This is a genomic window from Streptomyces sp. NPDC008079, from assembly GCF_042957385.1.
Lineage (GTDB): Bacteria > Actinomycetota > Actinomycetes > Streptomycetales > Streptomycetaceae > Actinacidiphila.
This window is the reverse complement of the sequence record NZ_JBIBIC010000016.1, coordinates 1-13,613: the sequence shown is the minus strand read 5'-3', so window position 1 is coordinate 13,613 and position 13,613 is coordinate 1. Positions and strand designations below refer to the sequence as shown.

The 13,613-nt window shown below is 72.5% G+C and carries 9 protein-coding genes; 4 read left to right on the top strand and 5 right to left on the bottom strand.

From position 1 onward, the window contains the following. Positions 1 to 4 precede the first annotated feature (4 nt). Positions 5 to 529 (top strand): NUDIX domain-containing protein, encoded by a 525-nt coding sequence (locus ACFZAM_RS27425; protein WP_391050075.1) that lies wholly within the window; start codon positions 5 to 7, stop codon positions 527 to 529. Between the two features lie 11 nt (positions 530 to 540). Here ACFZAM_RS27425 and ACFZAM_RS27420 read toward each other — a convergent pair whose 3' ends face one another. Beyond that, a complete protein-coding gene (locus ACFZAM_RS27420) occupies positions 541 to 2,901 on the bottom strand; it encodes a TIM-barrel domain-containing protein (RefSeq protein ID WP_391050073.1) in 2,361 nt (786 codons plus the stop codon). A 434-nt stretch (positions 2,902 to 3,335) separates the two neighbouring features. Between ACFZAM_RS27420 and ACFZAM_RS27415 the strand changes: the two genes are divergently transcribed. After that, positions 3,336 to 5,354, top strand: coding sequence for an acetoacetate--CoA ligase (locus ACFZAM_RS27415; RefSeq protein WP_391050072.1), 2,019 nt, complete (start codon positions 3,336 to 3,338; stop codon positions 5,352 to 5,354). A gap of 40 nt (positions 5,355 to 5,394) precedes the next feature. Here the strand turns inward: ACFZAM_RS27415 and ACFZAM_RS27410 are convergent, their stop codons facing one another. Beyond that, complete coding sequence (locus ACFZAM_RS27410) at positions 5,395 to 6,990, bottom strand: cellulose binding domain-containing protein (RefSeq protein WP_391050071.1); 1,596 nt, start codon at positions 6,988 to 6,990, stop codon at positions 5,395 to 5,397. A gap of 118 nt (positions 6,991 to 7,108) precedes the next feature. Continuing rightward, on the bottom strand, positions 7,109 to 8,437 hold the full coding sequence (locus tag ACFZAM_RS27405; RefSeq protein ID WP_391050069.1) for an aminotransferase class I/II-fold pyridoxal phosphate-dependent enzyme: 1,329 nt from the start codon (positions 8,435 to 8,437) through the stop codon (positions 7,109 to 7,111). A 94-nt stretch (positions 8,438 to 8,531) separates the two neighbouring features. Here ACFZAM_RS27405 and ACFZAM_RS27400 point away from each other — a divergent pair, with 94 nt between their 5' ends. Both ACFZAM_RS27400 and ACFZAM_RS27395 read left to right on the top strand, forming a co-directional pair. Then, positions 8,532 to 9,839, top strand: coding sequence for an MFS transporter (locus ACFZAM_RS27400; protein WP_391050068.1), 1,308 nt, complete (start codon positions 8,532 to 8,534; stop codon positions 9,837 to 9,839). Positions 9,840 to 9,877: 38 nt separating this feature from the next. After that, positions 9,878 to 10,861 (top strand): hypothetical protein, encoded by a 984-nt coding sequence (locus ACFZAM_RS27395; RefSeq protein WP_391050066.1) that lies wholly within the window; start codon positions 9,878 to 9,880, stop codon positions 10,859 to 10,861. A 130-nt stretch (positions 10,862 to 10,991) separates the two neighbouring features. On the opposite strand, the gene ptsP is transcribed toward ACFZAM_RS27395, so the two are convergent. Then, a complete protein-coding gene (gene ptsP / locus ACFZAM_RS27390) occupies positions 10,992 to 12,662 on the bottom strand; it encodes a phosphoenolpyruvate--protein phosphotransferase (RefSeq protein ID WP_391050064.1) in 1,671 nt (556 codons plus the stop codon). 90 nt (positions 12,663 to 12,752) lie between these two features. Then, positions 12,753 to 13,202, bottom strand: a complete 450-nt coding sequence (locus tag ACFZAM_RS27385; RefSeq protein WP_355344104.1) for a PTS glucose transporter subunit IIA — start codon at positions 13,200 to 13,202, stop codon at positions 12,753 to 12,755. Positions 13,203 to 13,613: the final 411 nt, after the last annotated feature.

Genomic DNA, 13,613 nt, shown 5'->3' with positions numbered 1-13,613 from the left:
CGCCGTGGCCAAGGACTCTCACTGCTCGTCATGCGGCGCCCCCTTCGGCGCCGACCCCGGATGGCCGCGCACCTGCGGAAACTGCGGGGCCGTCAGCTACCGCAACCCGCTGCCCGTCGCCGTCGTCCTGCTCCCGGTACGGCACACCGACGGCACGGGGCTCGTCGTGATCCGCCGGACGATCGAGCCGCGCCTGGGCCGACTCGCCCTGCCCGGCGGCTTCATCGACTTCGGCGAGAGCTGGGAACAGGCCGTCGTCCGGGAGTTGTCGGAGGAGACCGGCATCCGCGCCTCGGCGGCGGACGTCACCCTCGCCGACGCGCTCACCGACGAGGACGGCGGATATCTGCTGCTGTTCGGCCTGCTGCCGGAGCGCGACGCGGCCGAACTGCCGCCGTCCGTACCGACCGACGAGACCGACGGGCACCAGATCCTGCCGCGCCCGGCCGAGTTGGGCTTCCCCCTGCACACCCTGGCCGCCCGCCGCTGGTTCGACGGCGCTTACGACACGCCGCCGCACACCCGGTAACCGGTCGGCCCCTACGACGCCGTGCCGCGCACCCGCACTCGGTAGCCGACCGGCTCCCCGGCGTCCGCGCCGTCCCGCTCCACCACGACCTCGCCGTCCGCCCACCGAGAGGTGAACCGTTCTATCCGCGCCGTGCCCCAGCCCTCCGGGTCGCCGCTGAAGACGACACCGCTCCCGGTACGGCCGAGTCGCGGTGCCCACACCTCCAGTTCGACCTCGCCGTCCGCCCCGGCCACCGGCACGATCGCACCCGCCCGCGCCAGTACCGGAATCCGGCCCAGCGGCGCGTCGAGCAGCACCTGACCGGGCCCGCGGTGCGCGGTACCGGTCGCGGTGTCGTACCACAGGCCGCGCGGCAGCCGTATCGCCCGCGTCAGCGAACCCGGTTCGAGCACCGGAGCCACCAACAGCGCGTCGCCCAGGAGGAAAGCGTCACCGCACTCGCGCAACGCCCGGTCACCCGGCGCGTTCCACCACAGCGGGCGGACGTACGGGGCGCCGGTGCGGTGCGCGACGTGCGCCAGCGACTCCAGATACGGCAGCAGCCGCACCCGCTCGGTCAGCGCGGCCCGCGCGTGCTCCAGCACCTCGGGGCCGAACTCCCACGGCTCGCGCCGCCCCGCGTCGATCGCCGAATGGGTGCGGAAGAACGGCAGATACGCGGCGAGTTGGAACCAGCGCAGATACAGCTCCGGCGACGGCGAACCGGTGAAGCCGCCCACATCGGGGCCCGAGTACGGCACCCCGCACAGGCCGAGCCCGAGGACCAGCGACAGGGACGCGCGCAGCCCCGGCCAGCCGGTCGCCACATCGCCCGACCAGGTGCCGCCGTACCGCTGCATGCCCGCCCAGCCGGAGCGAGAGAAGAGGAACGGGCGCTGCTCGGGGCGCAGTTCGCGCAGCCCCTCGTAGCCCGCGCGGGCCATCGTCAGGCCGTACACATTGTGCGCCTCGCGGTGGTCGCCGCCTCGGCCCTCCAAAGAGTGCCGCGCCGAGCGCGGCAGGGTGTTCTCGCCGAAGGACACGAAGGACACCGGCTCGTTCATGTCGTGCCAGACCCCGGAGAAGCCCTGATCGAGGCGCTCGGCGTACAACCGGCCCCACCACGCCCGCACCTGGGGGTCGGTGAAGTCGGGGAAGGCCGCATCGCCCGGCCAGACCACGCCGTTGACCTCCCGGCCCCGCGCGTCCCGCACGAACGCGCCTTCCTCGGTGCCGCTGTCGTAGACCGCCACACCGGGCTCCGCCTTCACCGCCGGGTCCACGATCGACACCATCCGGATCCCGGACTCGGCCAACTCCGCGGCCAGACCGGGCAGATCGGGAAACCGGCCCTTGTCGACGGTGAAGACCTGGTGGCCGTCGAAGTGGTCGATGTCCAGATGCAGCACCGACAGGGGCAGTTCCCGCTCGCGGTAGCCCGCCACGACCCGCCGCACCTCCCGCTCGCTGCCGAAGCCCCAGCGCGAGTGGTGGTGGCCCAGCGCCCAGCTCGGCGGCAGCGCGGGTCTGCCGGTCAGCGCCGTCCAGCCGTTGAGCACCCGTGACGGTGTACCGGTGATCACCCAGTAGCGCAGCGGCCCGCCGTCCATCCGCAGCTCGCAGCCGCCCGGCCGGTCGTGGCCCGAGCCCGCGCCCTCCTCACCGTCCCGCAGCGTCACCCTGCCGTCCCACGTGTTGTCGTGGAAGACCAGGTGGCAGCCCGCGTCGGCGACCACGAGCTGCACCGGCATGGTGATGTACAGCGGGTCGTCGCCCGGCTCGAAGGAGCCGTCGGGGTCGGTGTTCCACAGCCGGTAGCCGCCCGCGGGCAGCCGCGGTCCCACGGCCCGGCCGCCGAGCCCGTATACCCGCGCGTCGGCCGGGGTCTCCGAGCGCTGCACCCAGCGCGCGCCCACCCCCGGCTCACCGCCGGTCGGCTCCCACCAGCGCGGCGGCAGCTCCCTGCGCAGCAGCACGCCGCCGGGCGTGCGGATCTCCACCGCGCCGTGCCGCGACACCAGGACGGTGACGCGCTCGGACACCACCCTCCAGCCGTCCTTGTCCGGTTCGAGGATCGCCCGCAGATCCGCCTCGGGCCGCCCGCCGGCCAGCGCGTACGACGGGTCGGGATCCGCGCCGTCCCAGCCGCAGAAGACAGCGCCGCCGATCGCCACCCTTACCCGCAGCACCGAGCGCGCGAACCGCACCCGGCCGCCGCCGGGCAGCGGCTCCACCTCCTGTGCGGCGCCCGGCACCCGGGCGCGCTCGGCGCCGCGCCGCGGCAGATCCCGCGCGTCCGTGCGCTGCCGCCGCCAGGCCGAGCGTGTGGCACGCCGGCCCTCGGCGGAACCCGCCGTCCGCACCGACCGCAGCAGGTCCCGAGCGTCCATGCCCCCACCCTTCCATCGAAACCGCCGGTCGCGCCGCTCGTTCAGCCACCGTTCACCTGGAGGGGGCGGTGCGCGACCCGCGCCGGTCGCCGGCGCCGCCGACCCGGACCGCACCCCGCGCGCCCGTGCCCTCCCGGCGGCGGGGCCGGGCCCGCGCGGGCCCGGTGAGTGATCTTCCCAGGGATCTTGGCGGGAACCCCGGCGGGAGCCGGAAACAGAGCCGCCCTGTCGCCGCCCCGCCGCCCGGACCACCCCCTCGGAACCCCTCGTCAGAGCCCCCGCCGACCCCCGCCGCGCGACCCGTGGGCCACCCCGCCCTGGCGCCGAAGACGATCACATGGCATCGTCCTGCCCAGGCCCGGGGCGGGACATTCCGCCCGCAGGGGACCAGCCGCAGATACGCGACGACGCGTACCGTCCGGGGAGCCGCCCATATGAGCACCACGCCCGAGCCCGCCGACAGCCCGGAGCCCCTGTGGACGCCGGGACCCGAGCGGATCGCCCGCGCGCAGGTGACCCGGTTCCAGGACTGGACGGCCGAGCGGTACGGCGCCCCGGCAACCGTGCCCGGCGACCCCGCCGCGAGCTACCACGCGCTGCACGCCTGGTCGGTCCGCGACCCCGACGCCTTCTGGCGCGCGATCACCGAGTGGTACGACGTCCGCTTCAGCACCCCGTACGAGACGGTGCTCGCCGACGCCTCGATGCCCGGCGCCCGCTGGTTCCCCGGCGGGACCCTCAACTACGCGGAGCACGCGCTGCGCCCGGCCCTCGACCCGGCCCGCGCGGACACCCCCGCCCTGCTGCACCTGGACGAGAGCCACGAGACCGGCACGGTGAGCTGGGCCGAACTCAGCCGCCAGGTCGCCTCGCTCGCCGCGGCCCTGCGCCGCCTCGGCGTCACCCCCGGCGACCGCGTCAGCGGCTACCTCCCCAACATCCCGCAGGCCGTCGTCGCGCTGCTCGCCACCGCGGCCGTCGGCGGCGTATGGACCTCCTGCGCCCCGGACTTCGGTGCCCGCAGCGTCCTCGACCGCTTCCAACAGGTCGAGCCCGTCGTGCTGTTCACCGTGGACGGCTACCGCTACGGCGGCAAGCGGCACGAACGGACCGACGTCGTCACCGAACTGCGCGCCGGGCTGCCCTCGTTGCGCGCGACCGTGCACATCCCGCTGCTCGGCACGCCCGCCCCCGAAGGCGCCCTGGACTGGGCGGACCTGACCGCCGACGACACCGCGCCCGCGTACGAGGCCGTGCCCTTCGACCACCCGCTGTGGGTGCTCTACTCCTCCGGCACGACGGGACTGCCCAAGGCCATCGTGCAGTCCCAGGGCGGCATCCTGCTCGAACACCTCAAGCAGACCGGCCTCCACCTTGACCTCGGCCCGGACGACCGCTTCTTCTGGTACACCTCCACCGGCTGGATGATGTGGAATTTCCTGGTCTCCGGGCTCCTGGCCGGTTCCACCGTCGTGCTCTACGACGGCAGCCCCGGCTACCCCGACGTCGCCGCCCAGTGGCGGGTGGCGGAACAGACCGGCACCACCGTCTTCGGCACCTCCGCCGCGTATGTGATCGCCTGCCGCAAGGCGGACATCCACCCCGGCCGCGACGTCGACCTGTCGGCCGTCAAGTGCGTGGCCACCACCGGCTCGCCGCTGCCGCCCGACGGATTCCGCTGGCTGCACGACGAGGTCAAGGAAGACCTGTGGATCGCGTCGGTCAGCGGCGGCACCGATGTGTGCAGTTGCTTCGCGGGCGGTGTCCCCACCCTCCCCGTGCACATCGGTGAGCTCCAAGCGCCCTGCCTGGGGACCGACTTGCAGGCGTGGGACGCGCAGGGCCGCCCGGTCGTCGACGAGGTCGGCGAGCTGGTCGTCACCAACCCCATGCCGTCCATGCCCATCAGGTTCTGGAACGACCCGGACGGCGCCCGCTACCGCGAGAGCTACTTCGAGATGTTCCCCGGCGTGTGGCGGCACGGCGACTGGATCACCCTCACCGCGCGCGGCACCGTCGTCATCCACGGCCGCTCCGACTCCACCCTCAACCGCCAGGGCGTCCGCATGGGTTCCTCCGACATCTACGAGGTCGTCGAACGCCTGCCGGAGATCCGCGAGTCGTTGGTCATCGGGATCGAACAGCCCGACGGCGGCTACTGGATGCCGCTGTTCGTGCAGCTCGCCGACGGCGCGGAACTGAACGACGCGCTGCGCGACCGGATCCGCACCGCGATCCGCGCCCAGCTCTCGCCGCGCCACGTACCCGACGAGGTCATCGCCGTCCCCGGCGTCCCCCACACCCTCACCGGCAAGCGCATCGAGGTCCCCGTCAAACGGCTCCTCCAGGGCACCGCGCTCGACAAGGCCGTCAACCCGGGCTCGGTGGACGACCTCGGGGTGCTGCGCTTCTACGAGCGGCTCGCCGCCGAACGCGCGAAGGGCCGCTCGTAGAAGGTCACTTCAGGTGCCGACGGTCACGTCCGCGTCGCCGTCATCCGGTGTACGCCGCGAAGATCTTCGAGAACTCGTACGGCGTCTGCGAGATGTTGGTGCACTTGTAGGTGGCGCCGGTGCACGCGTTGGCGTCCCGGCCCTCCTCCCAGAACGAGAGCATGCCCAGGTGCTTGCTCTGCGCGAAGGCGACGAGCTGACGGGCGTCGGCCTGGTCGTAGACGTGTCCGTCGTCGTTCTGGCCGAGCATCGGCGTCACGCCGACCATCGCCCAGAGCTGCGCGTCGGACTTGGTCGGATAGAGGGACTTGAGCTGTCCGAACAGGCTGTTGGCGGCCTGGACCGCCGCGTCGCCGTAGTCGACGCTCTGGTAGTAGTCCATGGCCATCACATTGACCATGTCCAGGTTGACGCCCGCGTTCTTCGCGGAGGTGACCACGTTCAGCCCGTTCGCGTCGAGACCGTTGGGCAGCACCGGCAGGGTCAGCGAGATCCGCAGACTCGGGTGGGACTGCTGGAGCAGCGCCAACGCCTGTGAGCGCAGGGCGATCGACGCGGGTTCCGCGACCGCCGAGCCCTCGATGTCGAAGTCGACGTAGGACAGGTTGTACGCGTCGACGACGGCGCCGTACTCGGTGGCCAGCGCACTGGCCGAACCGCACGCCTGGGCCAGCTCGATGCCGCTCGCGCCGCCGAAGGAGACCTTCACGTCCCCGCCGGCCGCCCTGATGGCGTCGATCTGGTCCTTCGCCCACGCCTGGCGCGGGTCATAGGCGTTGAACCACGACGCCTTGCAGCCCGCCGAGGTGACGAAGGCGAGCGTGAAGCTCTTCACGCCGCTCGCCTGGGACATCGCCGTGAGACTCGGCGTCGGCCAGGCGCCCATGTCCACGTACGGCGCGGTACGGATCACGCCGGGGCTCGGATTCCCGCCGCCACCGGTCGCGCTCGTGGTGCCGCTGACGGCCGCGCTGTACGCCGAGTAGTTGCCCGCCGCGTCCTTGGCGCGGACCTGGAAGGAGTACGCGGTGGACGCCGCGAGACCCGTCGCGGTGTACGAGGTGCCGGTCACGGCGACCGGCGTGCCGCCGTTGCGTGAGACCTCGTAACCGGCCACGGAACCGGAGTTGTCGGTCGAGGCGTTCCACTTCACCGTCAGCGAGGAGCTGGTCGGCGAGCCCACGGTGACGCCGCCGGGCACGGTCGGAGGCGTGGTGTCGGAACCGCCGCCACCGCCGCCCGCGTCGCAAGAAGCCCCGTTGAGCTTGCAGTTGGCCGGGGTGGCGGTTCCCGAACCCACCCAGCCGAAGACGGCCGAGGCGCCCGGCGCGAGCGTCCCGTTGTAGTCGCGGTTGGTGAACGTGTAGTGCGTGCCGCCGGACGTGGCGGACTGGGTCAGCAGCGCGTCCCAGTAGCTGCCGACGCTGCTGCCGGAGGCCAGGTCGAACTCGACCTTCCAGGAACTGATCGCGGAACCGCTGCCGTTGGTGATCGTGTACTGCGCCTGGTAGCCGCTGCCCCAGTCCGAGGTCTTGGCGAAGGCCGCGCCGACGCCGCCGGCCGCCGAGGTGGGCGGAACGAGGAACAGGACGAGCGTGCCGAAGAGCGCGAGGAGGAGTGTGAGGGATCTTCGCATGCCGGACTCCCATTTGGTCTGTACCAATGCCGCCCAGGATCTGGATACTTGACCGGCGCCGCCCCCGTCAATAGCGCCGCTGGCACCTCACTGACCACCCCCGTCACGGTGCGGTGCCTCAACCCCCGTACGTGCTCGCGGAGTCGGCGAGTACGCGACCGAAGTCGGCGGCCAGCACGGCCGCTTCCGGCACCCGCAGGTCCGCGACGGTGATCCGTACGCCCGGACCCGCACCGATCCGGAACCGCGACCCGCCCGCCACCCACCAGCCCTGCGACCGCAGGCCGTTGACGACCGCGGCCTCGTCGCGCACCGGCACCCACACATTCAGACCGCTCACCCCGGCCCCGGTGATCCCGTGCTCCGCGAGCGCCGCGATCAGCGCCTCGCGGCGCTCGGTGTACGCCGTCCCCGCCGCGGCGACCAGTTCCGCCGTCGCCGGATCGGTCATCAGCCGGACCACCGTCTCCTGGAGCACATGGCTGACCCAGCCCGACGTCAGCAGCATCCGGCCGTCGTGCCGGGCGAGCGTGACCGGGTCGCAGGCCATCGCCGTCCATCGCAGATCGGTGCCCAGATGCTTGGAGACCGTACGGATCTGCGCCCATCGCCCCGGACCCCGCGCCCCCGCCGTGGTCAGCGAGTGCAGCGGACCGCCCGCCGTGTCCGCGCTGTGGTCGTCCTCGACGACCAGCACCTCGGGCGACCCCGCCAGCACCGCGAGCAACTCCTCGCGGCGCGCCTCCGACACCCGTGACCCGTACGGATTCTGCGCGCGCGGACACAGCACCACCGCCCGCGCGCCGGCCCGCAGCGCCGACCGCAGCGCTTCCGGCCGCATCCCCTCGTCGTCCACCGCCACCGCGGCCGTCCGCAGCCCCAACGCCGGTACGAGATCGAGCAGATGGTGGAAGCCGGGGTCCTCGACGGCCACCGCGTCGCCGGGCCGCAGCTCCACCGACAGCAGCCGCGCGACGCAGTCCAGCGCGCCGTGCGCGAAGGTGACCTGCCCGTCGGGCACCCCGTCCCGGCGGAACCACGCCCGCGCCAGCTCCTCCAACTGCGGCAGCCGGGGCGAGGCGCGGTGCGAACGTGCGCCGGGCGACAGCCGTCCCGGCGGCACCAGATCCGGCAGGAAGGCCGGGTCCGGATGGCCGCCCGCCAGATCCCGCAGCCCCTCTGGCACCCGGGGCGGACGCCGCGAGGCCACCGAGGGCGCCGACGCGACCACCGTCCCGCCGCGCCCGCGCGTCACCACGATCCCGCGCCGCCGCAGCTCCTTGTACGCCGCCGCCACCGTCCCCGGACTGACGCCGAGTCCGTCCGCCAGCGTCCGCACCGGCGGCAGCGCGTCCCCCGGGCGCAACCGCCCTTCGGTCACCGCCCGTTCGGCCGACGCGGCAATCTCCCTGGCCGTCGCACCGCTGATCGCATATTGTGTTGCCACATACATGAGTATGTACCAATACAATGCCGCACGGCAAGCGAGTACGTGGCGGACGAGCGGCGAACGGACCCGGTGACGAGGGGGAGCGGACACGATGCGGATACCGCCGATACCAGGAGGCCCGGACGGGCGGCGGATGCTCTGGATCAACCTCATCGACAAGACCGGCTCAGGACTCTGGGTCGCCGTCACCGCCCTCTACTTCGTCCTCATCGGCGGACTCAGCACCGGCCAGGCCGGACTGCTGCTCGGCCTCGGCGGCGCCGCCGGCATCGCGGGCGCGCCCGTCGCGGGCCGCCTGGCCGACCGCGTGCCGCTCACCCGCGTGCTGTTCGCCGTCCAACTCCTGCGCGGCGCCTCCAGCCTGCTGCTCCTGCTCGCCCACGGCTTCTGGCAACTGCTGCCCCTGGTCGCCCTCGGCAGCTTCGGCGAACGCTCCGCCTCCGTCCTCACCAAACTCTTCGCCGCCCGCGTCGCGGGACCCGACCGCGCCCGCTACCAGGCCGTACAGCGCACCGTCGTCAACGTCGGCTACACCGTCGGCGGCCTCGGCGCCTCCGCCGCCCTGGCCATCGGCACCAGCGCGGTCTACCGCGGCCTGCTCCTCGGCGACGCCCTGTCCTTCGTCCTCGTCGCCGCCCTGGTCGCCCGCTGCGCCGAACCCCCCTCGGCCAGCAGAACCGTCGCCGCCCACACCGCCCCGACCGCCACCACGGCCACAACTCCCGTACCGCACCGCGAAGTCGGCGCCCCCTCGAACCCCTGGCGGGACCGCGGTTACCTCCTCTACGCCGCCCTCGACTCGGCGATGTTCCTGTACGGCTGCGCGCTCAGCGTCGGCATGCCGCTGTGGATCATCACCCGCACCGACGCTCCGCACGGCCTCGCAGCCGCCATCTTCGTCGTCAACACCGTCATCGTGGTCGCCTTCCAGGTCCGGCTCTCCCGGCACGGCAGGACCCCACGCGTCGCCGCCGACTCCCTGCGCCGGGTCGCCGTATGGTTCCTGCTCTCCGGAGCCGCCACGGCCGTCGCCGTCGTCCACACGCGATGGGCCGCGACCGCCGCGATCCTCGCCGCCGCCATCGCCTTCACCGTCGTCGAGATGATCCAGTCCGCCATCTCCTGGGAACTGTCCGTCGCCCTCGCACCCGACGACGCACAGGGCAGCTACGTCGGCGTGCACGGCCTCGCCCAGTCCACCTCACGCTGCGTCGGCCCGCTGCTCATGACCTCCGTCGTCATCGCCACAGGACCGACCGGCTGGATCGCGCTCGGCGCCGTACTCGCCGCCGCCGCGCTCCTGCAACGCCGCCTGGTCCTGCGCCGCCTCGACCGACCGCACCCGACCGCCGCAGAACCGCCGTTGTCAGTGCCCCCGGTTACGGTGAGTGAGCACTAGGGGTCATCGGGACCCCGGTGCCACACCGAGGGGGAAGCATGTCCAGCACCAAGAACCGCACCACCCACCGCAAGAACCGCCACGCCCGCGCCGACCAGGCACAACGCCCGCCCCGGCACCGCGCGGCCCACCGCAGGGCGCTGCGCCGCGAAGCCCCCACCGTCGTCGCCCTGCTCCTGGACGACCAGGACTTCGCGGCCCTGACCGACCACCGCAGCTTCGCCTTCGAAAACTACGCACAGTATCTGCACGCCGTCGACGCCTTCCTCCGCCACCTGCACGCCCAGGGCCACCACATCGCCGTCACACTCTTCGACCCCGACGCCTACGCCGACTACTGCACCACCACCCGCCAGCCCCCGGACAGCGCCACCACCCGCACCCACTACACCGCGGAGGCGACCGCCGCGGGCCCCTCCGTCGCCTACACCCGCCAGTCCCTCACCCTGCTGCGCGCCCAACTCGCCCACGAAGCCGACCGCCGCGCCACCTGGGAGAGCGCCACCGACGCCCTCACCCGGGCCGGCACCTGCCCCGACTGCGGACAGGACCTCGCCCACTGCGCCTTCGACCGCGCCTCCGACACCCTGCTGCGCCTCATCGAGACCGTCGGCCCCGGCACCCACCACGTCGTGTGCAGCCTCCCCGCCGACGACGGCCCACTGCTCGCCGCCGTCCACGTACACGCCGACACCGACGACACGATCGAACTCGCGGAGAACGACGCCCTCGTGCTCTGCACCGTCATGGCCGCCAGCACCGCCACCGGCCGGACCGGAGGCGTCGTCCTGCGCACCACCCACGACGACGAACGGCCCGACACTGTACGCGGCTGGTCCCTGCGCGACGGCCACCTCCACCCGCTCACCGAAGCGGAGGTCTTCAACGCCTACTGCACCGACGCCGCCACCGGCGACCCCGTACCGCCCGAGCACGGCGTCGCCTACCGCGCGGGACTCCCCCTGCCGCCACCGCCCGTCGACCACATCGGCCCGACGGGTCCCTTCGGACCCCTCACATGAGGGAGAGGCCGCAGTACGGGACCGGCTGGCGCGGAACACCGGGCCGATGACAAAACGGCGGAGGGCGCCCCACCCCGCACGGGTGGAACGCCCTCCGCCAACCAACCCGACCGCCGCCGCCGCCGTCGGCTCACTCGCCGGACAGCACGCCCTGCGCCGCCCGCCGCGCATCATCGGCGCTGTCGGTCGCCCGAGCGGCGGCAGCCGCACGCTCGCACTGCGCCAGCGTGTACTTCGCCAACGTCGCCCGCACATAAGGAATCGACGCCGCACCCATCGAAAGGCTGGTGACACCCAGACCCGTCAGCACACACGCGAGCAGCGGATCCGCCGCCGCCTCACCGCACACACCACAGCTCTTGCCCTCGGCCCGAGCCGCGTCCGCGGACGCCGCCACCAGGTCGAGCAGCGCGGGCTGCCACGGGTCCTGAAGCCGCGACACCGCACCGACCTGCCGGTCCGCCGCGAAGGTGTACTGCGCCAGGTCATTGGTGCCGAGCGACAGGAACTCGACCTCCTGGAGAATCGACCGCGCCCGCAGCGCCGCCGACGGAATCTCCACCATCGCACCGAACTTCGCCCGCAGCCCCGCCGCACGGCACGCGTCCGCGAACGCCTTCGCGTCCTGACGGTCCGCCACCATCGGCGCCATGACCTCCAGATACACCGGAAGCCCCTCCGACGCCTTCGCCAGCGCGGTGAGCTGCGTCCGCAGCACCTCCGGGTGGTCGAGCAGCGATCGCAGCCCCCGCACACCCAGCGCCGGGTTGGGCTCGTCCGCGGGCGTCAGGAACTCCAGCGGCTTGTCGGCGCCCGCGTCGAGCACGCGCACCACCACCCGGCCCTCGGGGAACGCCTCGAGCACCTGGCGGTACGCCTGAACCTGCTTGTCCTCCGTCGGAGCCTTCGAGGAGTCGTCCAGGAACAGGAACTCCGTACGGAACAGACCCACGCCTTCCGCCCCCGCCGCCACCGCCGCGGGCACATCGGCCGGGCCGCCGACATTCGCCAGCAACGGCACCTTGTGCCCGTCCGACGTCGCACCAGGACCCGACGACGCCGACAGCGCCGCCTTCCGGGCCGCGGCCGCCTCGGACAGCGCGGTCCGTTTCTCCTCGTCCGGCTCGACGAACACCTCACCGGTGCTGCCGTCGACCGCGATCAGCGTTCCCTCGGCCAGCTCACCCGCACCCGGCAGCGCCACCACGGCCGGCACCCCGAGCGCCCGCGCCAGAATCGCGCTGTGACTGGTCGGCCCGCCCTCCTCGGTGACGAAACCGAGCACCAACGCAGGGTCGAGCAGCGCCGTGTCCGCAGGCGCCAGATCACGCGCGATCAGCACATACGGCTCGTCGCTGTCCGGCACACCTGGCATCGGCACACCCAGCAGCCGCGCGACGATCCGGTTCCGCACGTCGTCCAGATCCGCGACCCGACCGGCCAGATACTCACCAGCGCCCGCCAACAGCGCCCGGTAGGAGGCGAAAGCGTCGTACACCGCGCGCTCGGCCGTACTCCCCACCGCGATCCGGCGCTCGGCGTCGGCCAGCAGCTCCGGGTCCTGCGCCATCAGCGCCTGCGCCTCAAGCACCGCCTGCGCCTCGCCGCCCGCGAGATGACCACGCGCGGTCAGATCGGCGGCCACCGCCTCGACGGCCTGCCGCGCCCGACCCTGCTCGCGCGGAGCGTCGTCCGCCGGGATCTGCTTGGCGGGCGGCTCCAGAACAGCGGTGCCCATGTGCCGTACCTCGCCGATCGCCACACCGTGGCTGACACCGACGCCTCGCAGCGTTGTCTCCATCTCACCCGTCTCCGGTCGATGCGGCGGGTCGATGACGCCGCCGCTTAGGTTGCGTGCCCCCGCTGGCTTGACTCCTGGCGGAGAGCGGGACTACTTCCAGGTGAAGAGAGTGCCGCCCGCTTCGATCTCGCCGCTCTCCGCGACCTCGCCGAGCGCTTCCACCGTGGCCTCGAGCGCGACCACGGGGCACACCGGCGACTTCCCGGCCTCCTCGACGGCCGCCGGATTCCACCGGACGACCTCCTGGCCGCGGCTGACGGTGTCGCCCTTGGACACCAGCAACTCGAATCCCTCGCCATTGAGCTGAACGGTGTCGATGCCGAGGTGCGTCAGCACTCCGTGCCCTTCGTCGTCCACGACGACGAACGCGTGCGGGTGCAGAGAAACAACGACTCCGTCCACCGGGGACACCGCCACCGTCGACTCGCGCACGGGGTCGATGGCCGTACCCGGTCCCACCATGGCGCCGGAGAACACGGGGTCGGGCACTGCCGCGAGCCCGATGGCCCGTCCGGCCAGCGGAGAAGAAACGGTCGTCATGGGAAGCCTCCTATATGCGGAGCTCAAGACGCCGTCACTGCCTGTCACCGGACGGCGAGGCCGCGAGAGCAGCCTAAGTCATGTCAAGTATGGATTCCGCCCGAGCGGAAGCGACCACATGATGACCCTTCCCGATCGGAAGTCTGCCATCCGGCCACCCTCAGCCACCGTGACTGTCACCGCGACCGGAACGGCCGCGGTCGATTTGCTCCGAGCGGGGGAGTCCAGTACGTTGGCACAACCGCCTCGACGAGACCCGCGGAAACGTGTGTGCTCGGAACGGGGTTGGTAATTCCGACCGAATAGCTTCTGCTAAAGTCGGAGACACGACGAAGGGAAAGCCCGGAGGGCCGGTGAAACGGTCTGAAGGAAGCTTCCGTTCCTTGAGAACTCAACAGCGTGCCAAAAGTC